The 15,810-nt window shown below is 64.5% G+C and carries 12 protein-coding genes; 4 read left to right on the top strand and 8 right to left on the bottom strand.

Translation table 11 applies throughout. From position 1 onward, the window contains the following. Nucleotides 1-106: 106 nt before the first annotated feature. On the top strand, nt 107-1,408 hold the full coding sequence (locus PFLCHA0_RS15520) for an OprD family porin (protein ID WP_015635666.1): 1,302 nt from the start codon (nt 107-109) through the stop codon (nt 1,406-1,408). 90 nt (nt 1,409-1,498) lie between these two features. On the opposite strand, the gene PFLCHA0_RS15515 is transcribed toward PFLCHA0_RS15520, so the two are convergent. The 7 genes from PFLCHA0_RS15515 to PFLCHA0_RS15485 form a co-directional block, all read right to left on the bottom strand. Further along, nucleotides 1,499-2,437, bottom strand: a complete 939-nt coding sequence (locus PFLCHA0_RS15515) for a carbohydrate kinase family protein (RefSeq protein ID WP_041752264.1) — start codon at nt 2,435-2,437, stop codon at nt 1,499-1,501. 13 nt (nt 2,438-2,450) lie between these two features. Next, entirely contained in the window at nt 2,451-3,947 is a 1,497-nt protein-coding gene (gene xylB, locus PFLCHA0_RS15510) for a xylulokinase (protein ID WP_015635664.1), read from the bottom strand. A 62-nt stretch (nt 3,948-4,009) separates the two neighbouring features. Further along, nucleotides 4,010-5,491 carry a mannitol dehydrogenase family protein gene (locus PFLCHA0_RS15505; protein ID WP_011061361.1) on the bottom strand — a complete coding sequence of 494 codons (1,482 nt, stop codon included), beginning with the start codon at nt 5,489-5,491 and terminating at the stop codon, nt 4,010-4,012. 16 nt (nt 5,492-5,507) lie between these two features. Continuing rightward, on the bottom strand, nt 5,508-6,611 hold the full coding sequence (locus tag PFLCHA0_RS15500) for an ABC transporter ATP-binding protein (protein WP_015635663.1): 1,104 nt from the start codon (nt 6,609-6,611) through the stop codon (nt 5,508-5,510). A gap of 23 nt (nt 6,612-6,634) precedes the next feature. Then, nucleotides 6,635-7,465, bottom strand: a complete 831-nt coding sequence (locus PFLCHA0_RS15495) for a carbohydrate ABC transporter permease (protein WP_011061359.1) — start codon at nt 7,463-7,465, stop codon at nt 6,635-6,637. Nucleotides 7,466-7,475: 10 nt separating this feature from the next. Beyond that, a complete protein-coding gene (locus PFLCHA0_RS15490; protein WP_011061358.1) occupies nt 7,476-8,402 on the bottom strand; it encodes a carbohydrate ABC transporter permease in 927 nt (308 codons plus the stop codon). A gap of 157 nt (nt 8,403-8,559) precedes the next feature. Further along, nucleotides 8,560-9,831, bottom strand: coding sequence for an ABC transporter substrate-binding protein (locus PFLCHA0_RS15485; RefSeq protein ID WP_230493608.1), 1,272 nt, complete (start codon nt 9,829-9,831; stop codon nt 8,560-8,562). Nucleotides 9,832-9,924: 93 nt separating this feature from the next. Here PFLCHA0_RS15485 and PFLCHA0_RS31705 point away from each other — a divergent pair, with 93 nt between their 5' ends. Further along, nucleotides 9,925-10,212 (top strand): hypothetical protein, encoded by a 288-nt coding sequence (locus PFLCHA0_RS31705; protein ID WP_015635661.1) that lies wholly within the window; start codon nt 9,925-9,927, stop codon nt 10,210-10,212. Here the strand turns inward: PFLCHA0_RS31705 and PFLCHA0_RS15480 are convergent. Then, nucleotides 10,200-12,410, bottom strand: a complete 2,211-nt coding sequence (locus tag PFLCHA0_RS15480; RefSeq protein ID WP_015635660.1) for a TonB-dependent receptor — start codon at nt 12,408-12,410, stop codon at nt 10,200-10,202. The genes PFLCHA0_RS31705 and PFLCHA0_RS15480 overlap by 13 nt on opposite strands. Nucleotides 12,411-12,749: 339 nt before the next feature. On the opposite strand from PFLCHA0_RS15480, the gene PFLCHA0_RS15475 reads away from it, so the two are divergent. Beyond that, on the top strand, nt 12,750-13,772 hold the full coding sequence (locus PFLCHA0_RS15475) for an AraC family transcriptional regulator (protein ID WP_041120647.1): 1,023 nt from the start codon (nt 12,750-12,752) through the stop codon (nt 13,770-13,772). A 373-nt stretch (nt 13,773-14,145) separates the two neighbouring features. After that, nucleotides 14,146-15,810, top strand: a complete 1,665-nt coding sequence (locus tag PFLCHA0_RS15470) for an AMP-binding protein (RefSeq protein WP_015635658.1) — start codon at nt 14,146-14,148, stop codon at nt 15,808-15,810.

Below are 15,810 nucleotides of genomic sequence, written 5' to 3'. Positions count from 1 at the left end.
TTCATTGATTCAATCAATTCAGCTGGCGATCACAGATTCGCTGGATGAATTTCACCTGGGTCTTTTTCTTTACCTCGCGTCACTGATTTGCTGCTGGAGCCTGTTCATGCGTCCCCCTTTCCCCTTACTCAATCCGTGCCCATTGCTGGGCCTCGGCGCTGCCGTGCTGTGCGCGGGTTTTGCCCCTCTGGCCAATGCGGCGGGTTTTTTCGAAGACAGCAGCGCCAAGCTGGAATCGCGCACGATCTACTTCAACCGGGACTTTCGCGACGGCCACACCAGCACCGACCAGGGCGCATCCAAGCGTGAAGAATCGGCCCAGGGCTTTATTCTCAACCTGCAATCGGGCTACACCGAGGGCACCGTGGGTTTCGGCCTGGACGCCCTGGGCATGCTGGGGATCAAGCTCGACTCCAGCCCCGACCGCAGCAACAGCGGCCTGCTGCCCTCCAGCGGTCACGACCCGCGGGGCTCGGCGGACCAGTACGCCAAGCTGGGGTTGACCGCCAAGGTCCGGGTCTCGCAGACGGTATTCAAGTACGGCGCCCAGTTGCCGGACCTGCCACTGCTCAAGTACAACGACGGGCGCCTGCTGCCCACCATGTTCAACGGCGCGGTGCTGACTTCCCGGGAGGTCAAGGACCTGACCCTGACCGCGGCCCGCTTGAACCGCTACACCGCGCGGGACTCCAGCGATGCCCAGGACATCCGCGTGCACTGCAAGAACAAGCGCTACGCCTGCAACACCACGGCGGATCACTTCGACACCTATGGGGTGGACTACAAGTTCAACGATCGCCTGACCGGCCAGTACCACTACGCCGAGCTGGAAGACATCTACCGTCAGCATTTTGTCGGCCTGCTGGCCAACCAGCCCCTGGGGCCCGGCGTGCTCAAAGGCGACCTGCGCCTGCTCAAGAGTGCCGACACCGGCGCCGAGCGCGCCGGCGGCATCGACAACCGCGCCCTGAGCACCATGCTCGGCTACAGCGTGGCCGGGCACGTGTTCAGTGCCGGCTGGCAGCGCATGTACGGCGACAACTCCATGCCTTACCTGGATGGCAGCAACCCGTACCTGGTGAACTACGTGCAGGTCAACGACTTCGCTGCGATCCAGGAGCGTTCCTGGCAACTGCGCTATGACTATGACTTCAAGGCCATTGGCCTCAATGGCTTGAGCTTCCTGACCCGCTACGTCAGCGGCGACCACATCAAGGTCCCGGGCAGCCTGCGCGAAGGCCGCGAATGGGAGCGCGACAGCGAGCTCAAGTACGTGGTGCAGAGCGGCGCCTTCAAGGACGTGAGCCTGCGCCTGCGCAACGCCACCTACCGCAGCAACTACCAGAAGATCGCCCGCGACATGGACGAAACCCGCCTGATCGTCAGCTACAACTTCTCGCTGCTTTGACCGACGACTCTGGTAGAAGCTGGCTGGCCAGCGAAGGCGGTAGCCGCAATTGCGCAAGGCTTGCGGGCCTCTTCGCCGGCAAGCCGGCGGCTACGGGAGTTGATGTCGGTAGGGCAGGTCCGGGCCGGTGCGGGTGCAGGTCTGGGCCGCGGCGTTGACGGCGAAACGCAGCAGGGCGTCGGTCTGCTCGCGATCGAGCTGTTCAAGGCCCTGGGGGGAATCCAGGCCCTGTTCGGTCAGCCAGGTGATCAGCGCAGCCTGGAAGGTATCTCCGGCGCCCACGGTGTCGGCAACCTCCACCCGGGGCGCGTCCACCGACCAGCTGCCATGCCCACGGCTGAACACCGTCGCGCCCTGGCTGCCACGGGTCAGGAACACCAGCCGGGCATTGCCTTGCAGCCAACCCCGGATCAGCATTTCGGGCGCCTGCCCGGGGTACAGCTGGGCCAGGTCTTCGTCGCTGACCTTGATCAGGTCGGCATGGCCGGCCAGTTCGGCGATGCGCTGGCGCCACAGCTGGATATCCGGCTGCGGGTTGAGCCGTACGTTGGGGTCCAGGCTGATCAGCCGCTGCCCCCGCTCACGGCGCACCAGGGCCAGCAAGGTATCGGCAATCGGCTGCACCACCAGGGCAAACGAGCCGATATGCAGCCCGCGCACCTGTGCGTCGAGCTGCGGCAGGTGCTCTTCTTGCAACTGGCGATCGGCACAGCCCTCGCCGCGAAAGCTGTAGTGGGGCGAGCCATCGGCGCCCACGGCCACCATGGCCAGGGTGGTGGGGGCGTCGAATTCCCGCAGGTAGCGGGTATCCACGCCTTCGTTTTCCAGCACCCGCCGCAGGCGCTGGCCCAGGTAGTCCCGGGACAGCCCGGCCAGCAGGGCGACATCGACGCCCAGGCGGCGCAGGCCCACTGCCACGTTGAACGGCGAGCCCCCGGCGATCGCCTGGAACGCCACTTTACTGGCCGGGGCCCCGGCCTCATCCGCGCTGAAAAAGTCGAACAGCGCTTCGCCACACACCAGATACATAGTCATTCGCTCTTCAAAGGCTTGCCAGTTGCTGTCGATAGCGCTGGTACACCGGTTCGTAGGCCGCCACGTGTTCGGCCCGGGGCTGGGTTTCGCTGCCCGGGTCGAGGCGCACGCAGCGCTCGCAGAGTTGTTGCAGGTCCAGGTCCGGATCATCCAGCCGGCCATGGCACCAGGCTGCCTGGATCGCCGCGCCCAATGCGGCGGCTTCGGCCTCGCGGGGGCAGATCACCGGGGCATGCATGATATCGGCGACCATCTGTCGCCACAGCAGACTTTTCGCACCGCCGCCGATCAGCCGGATGCTCTGGCTGTGCAGGCCCGCTGCGCGCAACAGGTCGAGGCCGTAGCGCAAACCGAAGGTGGTGCCTTCCACCACCGCGCGGCACAGGTTGGCCGGGGTCAGGTTGTCCAGGGTCATGCCGTGCAGGCTGCCCTGGGCCTGGGGCAGGGCGGGCACTCGCTCGCCGTTGAAGAACGGCAGCAGGCACAGCCCCTCGGCCCCGATGGGGGCCTGCTCCAGGCGCTGGTTGAAAGCGGCAAGGTCCAGGCCCAGCAGTTCGCGCACCAGGGTGGTGGCGTTGGTCAGGTTCATGGTGCAGATCAGCGGCAGCCAGCCACCGCTGGACGAACAGAAGGTCGCCACCGAAGGCTCGGGGCTGATCAGCGGGCGCTCGGCGTAGGCATACACGGTGCCGGAGGAGCCCAGGCTCATGGTGATGATTCCGGGCTGGATATTGCCGGTGCCGATGGCCCCCAGCATGTTGTCGCCACCGCCGCTGGCTACCCAGGCATCCGCGCTGATCCCCAGTTGCCGGGCGACCGGCGCAAGGATCCGGCCCACAGGCTGGTGCGCTTCGAGCAACGGCGGCAAGGCCCGTTCCAGGCGCCCGCTGGGGTCGATATGGGCCAGCAGGGCGCGGTCCCAGTCGCGCCTGCGCACATCGAAATAGCCGCTGCCCGAGGCATCGCCGTACTCGCTGCAGCAGCGCCCGGTCAGCCAGAAATTGAGGTAGTCGTGGGGCAGCAGGATATGCGCAATGCGCTGGAACAGCTCCGGGTGCTGCTCCCGGGTCCAGAGTAGTTTTGACACCGTGTAGCCCGGGGCAATGGCCAGCCCCAGGCGCTCCAGGGAGCCCTGGGTGCCCCCCAGCCAGTCCAGCAGGCGCTGGTTTTCGGCGCTGCTTTGGGTATCGCACCACAGCTTGGCCGGGCGCAGCACCTGGCCCTGGTCATCCAGCAGCACCAGACCGTGCTGCTGGCCGCAAACCCCGACACCGAGCACCTGCCGGCCATCCACCCCGGCCGCCTGCAAGGCCTGCCGGGTGGCGCTGGTGCAGGCTTGCAGCCACTGCGCGGGATCCTGTTCGCGGCAGCCATTGGCGCCGCTGATCAGGCTGTGGGGCGCAGCGCCCCGGCCCAGGACGGTGCCGCTCCGGCTGTCGAGGATCAGCGCCTTGGTGCCCTGGGTGCCGCAGTCGAGGCCGAGAAAAAGCGCGGGTTGAGTCATCGTCGCTCCTGGTGTGGGTGATTACTGTCGAGCTGTAGCCGCTGCCGAGCCTGAGGCAGCGGCTACACGGGCCTGGCCAACAACCGTTCCAGCGTCTTGCTCACGCCATGTTCGCGCAAGCTGTTGAAGCAGCGCTCGAAAGCATCGACAAACGCGCTGGAATGGGGAATCGCCGAGCCGAAGATTTCTTCCACCGCCAGCAAACGTTGGGTCAGCAAGGTATCGTCGGCCACCAGGGCCTGGCAGAACTCGGCCCGCGGGTCGGGAACCCGGTAGCTCAGGCCATTCTCGTCCACGCCCTTGAGGTACAGGGCCCAGGCCGCCACCACCAGGGCCGCACGCTCGGTATCACGGCCATCGGCGATCAGCCGGTTGATGGTAGGCACGGTGAACTTGGGAAACTTCGACGAACCGTCGCTGCACACCCGCTCTAGCTGGTCGGCGATCGCCTGGTTGGAGAAGCGCTGGACCAGGGTGTCCTTGTAGGCCGCCAGGTCGATGCCCGGTACCGGCGCCAGTTGCGGGGTTACGTCCAGGTCCATGTAGGCGCGCATGTAGGCGACGAACAGCGGGTCGTTCATGGTTTCGTGGACGAAGCGGTAGCCCTTGAGAAAGCCCAGGTAGGTCAGGGCCAGGTGGCTGCCGTTGAGCAGCTTGATCTTCATCTCTTCATAGGGCGTGACGTCGTCGGTGAACTGCACGCCGACCTGTTCCCAGGCCGGCCGGCCATTGCAGAACTTGTCTTCCAGGACCCACTGCACAAAGGGCTCGCAGACGACCGGCCAGGCATCGTCGATGCCGTGCTCATCGTGCAGTTGCAGGCGGTGGGCGGTGCTGGTCATGGGGGTGATGCGGTCGACCATGGCGTTGGGAAAGCTCACGTGGCGCTCGATCCAGTCATGCAGGTCGGCGTCGCGGCGGGCGGCGAAGGCCAGCAGCGCCTTGCGGGTCACCGCGCCGTTGTGGGGCAGGTTGTCACAGGACATCAGGGTAAAGGCCGGGATCCCCGCGGCCCGGCGCAGGGCCAGGGCCGCGCAGAGAAAGCCGAATACCGTGCGCGGCTGTTGCGGATGGGCCAGGTCGTGCTGGATCTGCGGCAGGTGCAGCATGAACTCGCCCGTGCTGTCGTCGATGCAGTAGCCGCCCTCGGTGATGGTCAGGGAGACGATGCGGATCTCCGGGCTGGCCAGCTTGTCGATCAGCGCCTGGGCGTCGTCCTCGGCCAGCAGCATCTGGCTGATGGCGCCGATCACCCGCACCTCGTGGCCGTCGCCATCGCCCAGCTCGTACAGGGTGTAGAGGTAGTCCTGGCCGGCCAGATCGTCCCGCGCGCGGCGGTCTTCGGAGCGCAGGCCGACCCCGCAGATGCTCCAGTCCAGGCCCTGGCCCAGGTTCATCAGGGCATCGGTGTAATAGGCCTGGTGGGCCCGGTGAAAGCCGCCGACGCCAATGTGCGCGATGCCCTGGCGGGTGGCGGTGACGGTGTAGGCGGGTACCCGTACCTGGGGCGGCAGTTGGCTGAGGTTCAAGCGTTTGAGTTTCATGCAGGGCTCTCTGGGATCAGGCGGCGGCGCGCAGGGGGCGGGACACGGCGACCCCCTGGGCATCGAATAGATGGCAGTGCTGGGGGGGCAGGTGCAGGTGCAGCTGTTCGCCGTAGCGGCTCGCCAGGTCACCGCGGATACGCAGGGTCAGGGCTTCACCGCAACTGCTGCGGACATGGCAGAAAGTGTCGCTGCCCAGGCGCTCGGCCACGTCGCTGGTGACTGCCAGGCTGCCCGGGCCGGGCTCGCCCAACTCCAGATGCTCGGGGCGGATGCCCAGGGTCACCTCGCTGCCCAGGCTCAGTTGCGCACCGCTCTGTTCCAGGCGCAGGCGTGCCCCGGCATCCAGCTGGACCTCGCAGCCCTGGCCGTCGACGTGGCTGATGCGGCCCTTGAGAAAGCCCATCTTCGGCGTGCCGAGAAAGCCTGCGACAAACAGGTTGGCCGGGCGATGGTAGAGCTCCAGGGGCGAGCCCACCTGTTCCACCCGGCCACCATTGAGCACCACCACCTTGTCTGCCAGGGTCATGGCTTCCACCTGGTCGTGGGTCACGTAGATCATGGTGGCCTGCAGTTCCTTGTGCAGGCGCGCCAGTTCCAGGCGCATCTGTACCCGCAGGGCGGCATCGAGGTTGGACAGCGGTTCGTCGAACAGGAAGATCTTCGGGTTGCGCACAATGGCCCGGCCAATGGCCACGCGCTGGCGCTGGCCGCCAGACAGCTGCTTGGGCTTGCGTTCGAGCATCGGCCCCAGTTCCAGGATGCGCGCCGCCTCGTCGACCTTCTGCTGCACCAGGGCCTTGTCGACCCCCGCCAGGTCCAGGGCGAAGGACATGTTCTTGCGCACGCTCATGTGCGGGTACAGGGCGTAGGTCTGGAACACCATGGCCAGGTCGCGCTTGGCCGGGCTGACTTGGGTGATGTCGCGACCGTCCAGCTCGATGCTGCCGCCGCTGACTTCCTCCAGCCCGGCGATCAGCCGCAGCAGGGTGGACTTGCCGCAGCCCGAGGGGCCGACGAAGACCACGAACTCCTTGTCGTTCACCTCAAGGTCGATGCCCTTGATGATGTCGAAGCCTTCGAAGCCTTTTTGCAGGTTGCTGATTTTCAGGTGAGCCATGGGATGTCTCCGCAATTTCAGAGTTACTTCACCGCGCCAAAGGACAGGCCGCGCACCAACTGCTTCTGGCTGATCCAGCCGAAGATCAGGATCGGCGCGCAGGCCAGGGTCGAGACCGCCGAGAGCTTGGCCCAGAACAGCCCTTCGGGGCTGGAGTAGGAGGCGATCAGCGCGGTCAGCGGGGCGGCGTTGGAAGAGGTCAGGTTCAGCGACCAGAAGGCCTCGTTCCAGCACAGGATCAGCGACAGCAGTGCAGTGGAGGCCAGGCCACCCTTGGCGATGGGCATCAGCACCCGCAGCATTTCCTGGGCCAGTGTGGCGCCGTCCAGGCGGGCGGCTTCGAGGATGTCCCGGGGGATGTCCTTGAAGTAGGTGTAAACCATCCACACCACGATCGGCAGGTTGATCAGGGTGTAGATCACGATCAGCGCGATGCGCGTATCCAGCAGGCCGAAGCTCTTGGCCAGCAGGTAGATGGGCATCAGCACGCCCACCGGCGGCAGCATCTTGGTGGAGAGCATCCACAGCAGGGTGCGCTTGGTGTTGCGGGTTTCAAAGAAGGCCATGGAGTAGGCCGCCGGCACCGCGATCAGCAGGCACAGGGCGGTCGCGCTGAAGGAAATCACCACCGAGTTCCAGGCGAAGGCCAGGTAGTTGCTGCGCTCGTTGATGTGCAGGTAGTTCTCGAGCGTTGGCGTGAAGATGAATTGCGGCGGCGTGGCAAAGGCGTCGATCTCGCTCTTGAAGCTGGTCAGCACCATCCAGAAGATCGGGAAGAAGATCAGGATCGCGATGGCCCAGGCCAGGGTGCCCAGTAGCAGGCTTTGCAGGCGTCGGGATTGTTGCAGGGTCATGGCGGCCACCTCAGCTCTGGTCAGTCAGGTTTTTGCCGATCATCCGCACCAGGATGATCGCGGCGATGTTGGCGATGACCACGGCGATCAGCCCGCCGGCCGAAGCCATGCCGACGTCGAACTGCACCAGGGCCTGGTTGTAGATCAGGTACGCCAGGTTGGTGGAGGCGTAGCCCGGGCCACCGTTGGTGGTGGTGAAGATCTCGGCGAACACCGACAGCAGGAAGATGGTCTCGATCATCACCACCACGGCAATCGGCCGGGCCAGGTGCGGCAGGGTCAGGTGCCAGAAGATGGCGATGGGCCCGGCACCATCGAGGCGCGCGGCTTCCTTTTGTTCCTGGTCCAGGGACTGCATGGCGGTCATCAGGATCAGGATGGCGAACGGCAGCCACTGCCAGGAAACGATGACGATGATCGACAGCAGCGGGTAGTGCGCCAGCCAGTCCACCGGCTGGGCGCCGAACAGTTTCCACAGCGCGGCGAGGATCCCCGACACCGGGTGGAAGATCAGGTTCTTCCAGATCAGCGCGCCCACCGTGGGCATGATGAAGAACGGCGAGATCAGCAGCACCCGGACGATGCCCCGGCCGAGGAACTCGCTGGCCTCCAGCAGGGCGCTGATCAGTACCCCGAACACCACGCTGATCAGCAGTACGCTGCCCACCAGCAACAGGGTGTTGGTGGCCCCGGGCACAAAGCCCGAATCACTGAGGAAGTAGCTGAAGTTCTCCAGGCCGACGAACTGGTTCTCGCCGGGGTACAGCAGGTTGTAGCGGATCACTGAAAAGTACAGGGTCATGCCCAGGGGCACGATCATCCACAGCAGCAACAGCGCCACCGAGGGGCTGACCAGGAACCAGCCTGGGTTGGCCAGGCGGCTTTTGCGAGGCGCCGCCTGCGGTTGCACATGCAGCTTGGCAGTCGAGGTATTCATAAGGGTCACAACCAGTTGGGTACAGGGGGGCCCGACACGGCGCTGGCACGGCCGGGCTGCCCGTAGGTGCTGGCTTGCCAGCGAAGGCGCCCTTGAACACTGCGCAAGACTCAAGGGCCTCTTCGCCGGCAAGCCGGCTCCTACAGGGAGAGCCGGGTTATTTCGGGTAGCCGGCGCGTTTCATTTCCCGTTCGGTGCTCTGCTGCGCGGCCGCCAGGGCCTGGTCCACCGTGGTCTGGCCGATCAGGGCGGCGGAAAACAACTTGCCGACCTGGGTGCCAATGGCCTGGAACTCGGGGATGGTCACCAGTTGGATGCCGACGTAGGGCACGGGCTTTAGGGTGGGCTTGCTCGGGTCGGCGACCTTCAGCGATTCCAGGGTGACCCTGGCGAACGGCGCGGCCTGCATGTAGGTCTCGCTATAGGTGGAGGCGCGGGTGCCCGGCGGCACATTGGCGATGCCATCCTTCTCGGCCACCAGGGCCGCGTACTGCTTGGAAGTGGCCCAGGCACTGAAGGTCTTGGCGGCGTCCTTGGCCTTGGAACTGGCGGGGATCGCCAGGGACCATGAGTACAGCCAGGCGCTGCCCTTGTCAGTGACCTGGTGCGGCGCGTAGGTGAAGCCCACATGGTCGGCGACCTTGCTCTGGCTCTTGTCGGTGACGAAAGAGCCGGCCACGCTGGCGTCGACCCAGATCGCGCACTTGCCGCTGTTGAACAGCGCCAGGTTTTCGTTGAAACCGTTGCTCGAAGCCCCCGGTGGTCCGGACTTCTTCATGTTGTCGACATAGAAGCTCAGGGCGTTCTTCCATTCCGGCCCGGTGAACTCGGGCTGCCATTGTTCATCGAACCAGCGTGCGCCATAGCTGTTGGCCAGGGTGGTGATCAGGGCCATGTTTTCGCCCCAGCCGGCCTTGCCCCGCAGGCACAGGCCGTATTGCTCCTGGTCGGGCTTGTTGAGCTTGGCGGCGAATTCGCCGATCTGCTCCCAGGTCGGCCGCTCGGGCATGCTCAGGCCGGCCTCCTTGAACAGGTCGGTGCGGTAGTAGGTCATGGAGCTTTCGGCGTAGAACGGCAGGGCATAGAGAGTGCCCTTGACCGACAGGCCCTCGCGCACCGAAGGGAAGACATCGTCCAGCTCATAGCTGGCCGGCAGGTCCTGCATCGGTTGCAGCCAGCCCTTGGCGCCCCAGAGTGCGGCTTCGTACATGCCGATGGTGAGCACGTCGAATTGCCCGCCCTGGGTGGCGATGTCGGTGGTCAGGCGCTGGCGCAGCACGTTCTCTTCCAGCACCACCCAGTTCAGCTTGATGTCCGGGTGCTCGGCCTCGAAGGTCTTGGACAGGCGTTGCATGCGGATCATGTCGCTGTTGTTGACGGTGGCGATGGTCAGAGTTTGGGCGCCAAGGGTGACGCTGCTGAGGGTCATGCAGGTGGTGAGGAGCAGGGCTTTGCTGCAGGGTTTCATCGTTCACTCCTGTCCTGCGCCGGTGAGGGCTGCAGAAGGACGGTTATTGTTGTTATGTCTTCCTCTGCCGAGGAAGAAGGTGGGCTGATTACAGCCCTCAACGACCGCTCTGACAAATCATCCATAACACTGAAACCGATACTTTTTTGCACTGCACTGAAAACGTTCGGCCGGCGCCAGCCGCCATTGGGCAAGGATTTGTCCGGCCTTGCCGGGAAAAATCGAGAAAATTGCGTATTGGTTTGCTGCGTGGTCGGGCTTGCCGGGCGAAAAACCGCGCAGAACGGCGGCGAGGCCCTGGCCAAAAGGGCTTCGCCTGGAGGGGTGGGTCAGAACGAATAGCTGGCTGTCATGATCGCCGAGCGTGCATCGCCGTATTCGATGGCCGAGGAGCGGGCGGTTGAGCCACTCTGCTGGCGTACTCGTTCCACGTAGTCCTTGTCGAACAGGTTATTGACGTTCAGTTGCAGGTCGAGATTGCGGTTGACCTTGTAGCTGAGCATGGCGTTGTGTACCCAGTAGGCGTCCAGCTTGGCCTGGGTGCTGGAGGTGACGTTGCGTTCGCTGACATAACGAGTGCCGTAACCCAGGGTCCAGCCAGCCGGCCATTCGTAGGTGGTCCAGAGGTTGAACGAGCGCGGTGGGGTGTTGCCCAGGGCTTGGCCCTTGCGGGCGATCCCGGAAGCGGTGTCCGCGGCCTTCAGGGTCTCGCTGTTGAGGAAGGTGTAGTTGGCGAACAGGTTCCAATGCTCGGTCACACGCCCCGTGAGGCCCAGTTCGACGCCCTGTACCCGCTTCTTGCCGGCCAGTTGGGTGGAGCCGTCGGACATGGTTTCCCGGGCATTGCTCTTCTCCACGCGAAACAGCGCGGCGTCCAGCTCCAGGCGCTTGTCCAGCAGTTCCCACTTGGTGCCCAGCTCCCAGGTTTCGTTCTTCTCCGGCGCCAGCTCCTCGGTATTGGCGTTGAGGCCGCTGCCGGTCGAGGCGAGGTTCTCGGCGGAGGGGTTGAAGGAGTTGCCCCAGGCGGCATAGATCCGCCCGTTCTCGGTTGGCTTGAACACCAGGCCCGTGCGGGCGCTGACCTTGGCGTCATCGGAGGCGCGCTTCGAGGTTTTCACATGGGCCCCGGAGTAGCTGTCGGCCTTGCCGCGGATCTTGTCATAGCGCAGGCCCAGGTTGAGGTCCCATTGTTCATGCAGGGCGATGTTGTCGAACAGGTACAGCGCCTGGTCCGTCAGGCGAGTCTCGGTGTAGCCGCCGGTGGTCTTGCTGATCGGACCATTCCAGCGTCCGGGTGGATGGCCCAGGTCATAGCCGAGGGCCGGGTAGAGGGTGCTGCCCAGGCCGTGACTGTAGGTCTTCAGGTCCAGGGTTTCGTGAGACAGCTCCAGGCCCACCGTCAGATCATGGCGCATCCCGGCGAGCTCGAAATCGCCGATGAGGTTGCTCTGGTTGATCCACATCTCGGTGGTAGCGTCGCGCCCATAGGCCTGGGGGCCCGCCGGCAGGTAGCGGCCCGGCGGGACACGGCTGGTGTTGGTATGGGACGCGGAGACAATGGTGTCGCGTGCGGTGTGGCTGTAGCGCGTCAAGTTCTGCAGGCGCAGGTAGTTGTTGAACTCATGCTCGAAGTTGGCGGTGAAGGCGCTCTGCTCGATCTGTTCCTTGTCGAGGTTCTTCCAGCCGAAGTAGGCATCGCGCTTGACGCCGGCCAGCCTCTTGCCGTCGCGCGCCGGCACGCCGTAGTCGGGAAGGTTGTCGTCGCTTTGGTGGAAAGCGCTGAGAGTCAGGCGGGTGGTGTTGTTGAAACCCAGCCGCAGTGACGGAGCAATGCCCCAGCGCTGGCGGTCGATCTTCTCGCGGTCGGGCACATCGTTCTGATGCCCCATCAGGTTGATGCGCAGCGCACTGTTGGTGCCGACGCCTTCCAGCGGCTGGTTGCCGTCCAGGGTCAACCGGTAGTAGTTGTCGCTGCCAATACTGCCGCCCAGACGGGTGAAAGCCTGGTCCTTGGGCTGCTTGCTGGCCACGTTGATGCTGCCGCCAGTGGTGCCGGCACCGCCGAATACCGAGTTGGGGCCCTTGATGACCTCGACCTGTTCGACGTTGAACGTGTCGGAACGGTTGCTTTGCGCGCTGTCGCGCAGGCCGTCGATCTGTAGGTTGCTGTTGGCCGAAAAGCCGCGGATGTTGATGCTGTCTCCCGAGCCGCCGCCACCTTCGCCGGCGTTGAAGGTAATGCCGGAGACGTTGGATAGCACTTGGCGCAGGTTCAGCGCCTGCTGCTCCTGGATCACCTGGGAGGGGATCGTGGTAATGGTTTGCGGGGTATCCAGAAGAGGCGCGACGTATTTGGCGGAGGACGAGCGCTCGACCTTGTAGCCGCGATGCTCTTCGGTCTCGATCTTGATGCTGTCCAGCTGCAGCGGTTTCTGCTGTTCTGCGGCGCCGCCAACGCCTGGTACAGAGGCGATCGCGAAGCCGATGGTGGAGGCCAGGAAGTGGCGTGGCGGCAAGGCAGGTGGGGATTTTTTATTCATTGGAATCACTCGTTTGTTTGATGAGATTAAATCGCAAACGAGACTAATTCCTAATAACTGCGCATTCAATGATGCTTATGCGGACCTGACTACATTCAGTCTTTTCCTAGCAATTCTTGGGATAAATCACTTCCTTATGGGTATTTATCTTGTCCTGGTGGCGACCATTTCAGCGTGGTCTCGGGTTTACTTCTGAACATCGGACGCAGTCCGCTGCTACCGGGCCCTGGCTGGCGGAGAGTGGCAAAGGGCATGCAGGGGGGGGACCAAAGCCCACTGGCTTTTTCCCGGTCACTGCCTAAGATGGCCATCCCAGGATTGAGTAAACCGTTGGCCGCGATGTCGGAAAAAGACACCATTTCCATGCAACTGGTGCGCGAGGCACTGCTGCAAAGCTGCGCCCCGGGCGCCGCCACCGATGAAGTGCTGCACAAGGTCGGGATCGACCCGGCGGGCCTGCAGCAGGGCACGGCGCGGGTGCCGGCCAGTGCCTATGCACGGCTCTGGCGCCTGCTGGCGCGGCGCCTGGACGATGAGTTCTTCGGCATGGACCCGCGCCGCCTGAAGTCCGGCAGCCTGGCCTTTCTCTGCCGCTCGGCCATGGCCCAGCCGACCCTGGCCAGCGGGCTGGACTCGGTGCTGGGCTTTCTGACGCTGATGTTCGAGCGCATGCCGGCGCAGCTGGTGCACCAGCAGAGCCTGGCGGAAATCGTCCTGCTGGAGGATGAACACGAGCCTAGGCGGGCCTTTACCTACTTCACCTACTGGATGATTGTCCACGGCGTGGCCTGCTGGTTGGCGGGCCGGCGCATTCCGATCCTGGCCATCGAGCTGCGCGGCCCGCAGCCGGATTTCTGCGACGACTACCGGGTGATGTTCTCCGACAACCTGCGTTTCGAGCGGCCGCGCACGCGGATGATCATCGCCGCCGACTGCCTGGACCTGCCGATCAAGCGCAGCGAGGAAGAGCTCAAGCGCTTCCTGGCCCATGCCCCGGCCAACATCCTGGTCAAGTACCGCGACCCCGAGAGCCTGGCCAGCCGCATCAAGCAGCAGTTGCGGCAACTGCCAGGGGAGCAGTGGCCCGAGAGCGAAAGCCTGGCCCAGAGCCTGTGCATGTCCGCCTCGACCCTGCGCCGGCGCCTGGCCGAAGAGGGCCAGAGCTACCAGGCACTCAAGGACAGCGTGCGCAAGGAACTGGCGATTGTCTGGCTGGCCGAGCCGCAGATCAGCTTTGCCGAGATTGCCGGGCGCCTGGGGTTTGCCGATACCAGCTCGTTCTACAAGGCCTTTCGCAAATGGTCCGGTTCCAACCCCGGGCATTACCGCAGCCTGATCCTCAACGACCCGCACCTCTCGTAGGAGCCGGCTTGCCGGCGAAGAGGCCCGCAAGCCTTGTACCGCCCGAGACGACGCCTTCGCTGGCAAGCCAGCTCCTACACAGGCGGTAACCCCATCCCCCCGTAGGAGCCGGTAACCCCCATCCCCCGTAGGAGCCGGCTTGCCGGCGAAAGGGCCCGCAAGTCTTGCACCGCTCGGGCTGACGCCTTCGCTGGCAAGCCAGCGCCTACGGCAATTTCAGGTGCCGCCGCCAACCGTGGCGGGGCGTGCTCTTGGCCAAACCGGTCACGCAACTTGATAGCTTTGACCATTGTTCCACGAGGGCTCTGGCGCCAGTATTTCCCTGATTTTCATGAGGTTCCCATCCTAATAAGAACAGTGAGGGATTCTGGCAATGCGCAACTACCTGTCTGCTATCAAGGAATTCGATTATCAGCACACCATGGAGTCGGCCCTGGCGGGCTCGCTCTCAGCCCTCAATGCCTGTGTCGAGTGCTGCGACCGGCATGCCTTGCCCGGGCGCATCGCGCTGTTCTGGGAAGGCCGGGACGGCAGCAGCGCCAGCTACACCTTCACTGAACTGCAGGACAAGGCCGGGCGCCTGGCCAACTTCTTCCTGGCCCAGGGGGTCGGCAAGGGCGATAAGGTCGCCGGGCTGCTGCCACGCAATGTCGAACTCTTGATCACGGTGCTGGCCACCTGGCGCATTGGCGCGGTGTACCAGCCGCTGTTCACCGCCTTCGGCCCCAAGGCCATCGAGCACCGTCTCAACAGCTCCAAGGCCAAGCTGGTGGTCAGCGACGCGGTGAACCGGCCCAAGCTGGCGGAAGTCGCCGAGTGCCCGACCATCGTCACGGTCGCAGGCGCCAAGGGCCAGGGCATCGTGCGCGGTGACTTCAGCTTCTGGGCCGAGCTGGAACAGTACCCGGCCCAGTGCGAGCCCGTGCTGCTGACCGGCGAAGACCCATTCCTGCTGATGTTCACCTCGGGCACCACCGGCCCCTCGAAAGCCCTGGAAGTACCGCTCAAAGCGATTGTCGCGTTCCAGGCCTACACCCGCGACGCCGTGGACCTGCGCCCGGAAGACGCCTTCTGGAACGTCGCCGACCCGGGCTGGGCCTACGGCATCTACTTCGGCGTCACCGGGCCCTTGGGCCTGGGCCACCCGATCACCTTCTACGATGGCCCCTTCACCCTGGAAAGCACCTGCCGGGTGATCAACAAGTACGGCATCACCAACCTCACCGGTTCGCCCACTGCCTACCGCCTGCTGATCGCTGGCGGCGACCAGTTCGCCCGTTCGATCAAGGGCCGCCTGCGTATCGTCAGCAGCGCCGGCGAGCCGCTCAACCCCGAAGTCATCCGCTGGTTCGCCGAACAACTGGGCGTGGTGATCCACGACCACTACGGCCAGACCGAGCTGGGCATGGTGCTGTGCAACCACCACGGCCTGGAGCACCCGGTGCATGTCGGCGCCGCCGGTTTCGCCTCGCCGGGCCACCGCATCGTGGTGCTGGATGAGCACTACCAGGAACTGGGCGTCGGCCAGCCGGGGATTCTGGCCATCGACCGCAGCCGGTCACCCATGTGCTGGTTCGCCGGTTACGCCGGGGTGCCGACCAAGGCCTTTGTCGGCAACTACTACTTAAGCGGCGATACCGTGGAGTTGAACCAGGACGGCAGCATCAGCTTCGTGGGCCGCAGCGACGATGTGATCACCACCTCCGGCTACCGGGTCGGCCCGTTCGACGTGGAAAGCGCACTGATCGAACACCCGGCCGTGGTGGAAGCGGCGGTGGTGGGCAAGCCCGATCCGGAGCGCACCGAACTGGTCAAGGCCTTCGTGGTGCTCAGCGAGCAGTACCGCGCCACCGATGAGCTGGCAGAGGAGTTGCGCCAGCACGTGCGCAAGCGCCTGGCGGCTCATTCCTACCCCCGTGAAATCGAATTTGTCAGCGAATTGCCGAAGACCCCAAGCGGCAAATTGCAGCGCTTTATCTTGCGCAACCAGGAAATCGCCAAGGCTCAAGAGGCCGCGGCGTCAACAGCTACCGCATGA

The sequence above is a fragment of the Pseudomonas protegens CHA0 genome (genome assembly GCF_000397205.1).
Classification (GTDB): Bacteria; Pseudomonadota; Gammaproteobacteria; order Pseudomonadales; family Pseudomonadaceae; genus Aquipseudomonas; species Aquipseudomonas protegens.
Note: the sequence above shows the minus strand (reverse complement) of the source record. Positions and strands in the feature narration are given on the sequence as shown.

Bases quoted from the DNA above. Each gene is read 5' to 3' on its own strand.
- PFLCHA0_RS15520 (WP_015635666.1), top strand. From the start codon at position 107: ATGCGTCCCCCTTTCCCCTTACTCAATCCGTGCCCATTGCTGGGCCTC.
- PFLCHA0_RS15480 (WP_015635660.1), bottom strand. From the start codon at position 12,410: ATGAATAAAAAATCCCCACCTGCCTTGCCGCCACGCCACTTCCTGGCC.
- PFLCHA0_RS15485 (WP_230493608.1), bottom strand. From the start codon at position 9,831: ATGACCCTCAGCAGCGTCACCCTTGGCGCCCAAACTCTGACCATCGCC.
- PFLCHA0_RS15495 (WP_011061359.1), bottom strand. From the start codon at position 7,465: ATGACCCTGCAACAATCCCGACGCCTGCAAAGCCTGCTACTGGGCACC.
- PFLCHA0_RS15470 (WP_015635658.1), top strand. From the start codon at position 14,146: ATGCGCAACTACCTGTCTGCTATCAAGGAATTCGATTATCAGCACACC.
- xylB (WP_015635664.1), bottom strand. From the start codon at position 3,947: ATGACTCAACCCGCGCTTTTTCTCGGCCTCGACTGCGGCACCCAGGGC.
- PFLCHA0_RS15500 (WP_015635663.1), bottom strand. From the start codon at position 6,611: ATGGCTCACCTGAAAATCAGCAACCTGCAAAAAGGCTTCGAAGGCTTC.
- PFLCHA0_RS31705 (WP_015635661.1), top strand. From the start codon at position 9,925: ATGTCTTCCTCTGCCGAGGAAGAAGGTGGGCTGATTACAGCCCTCAAC.
- PFLCHA0_RS15490 (WP_011061358.1), bottom strand. From the start codon at position 8,402: ATGAATACCTCGACTGCCAAGCTGCATGTGCAACCGCAGGCGGCGCCT.
- PFLCHA0_RS15505 (WP_011061361.1), bottom strand. From the start codon at position 5,491: ATGAAACTCAAACGCTTGAACCTCAGCCAACTGCCGCCCCAGGTACGG.
- PFLCHA0_RS15515 (WP_041752264.1), bottom strand. From the start codon at position 2,437: ATGTATCTGGTGTGTGGCGAAGCGCTGTTCGACTTTTTCAGCGCGGAT.
- PFLCHA0_RS15475 (WP_041120647.1), top strand. From the start codon at position 12,750: ATGTCGGAAAAAGACACCATTTCCATGCAACTGGTGCGCGAGGCACTG.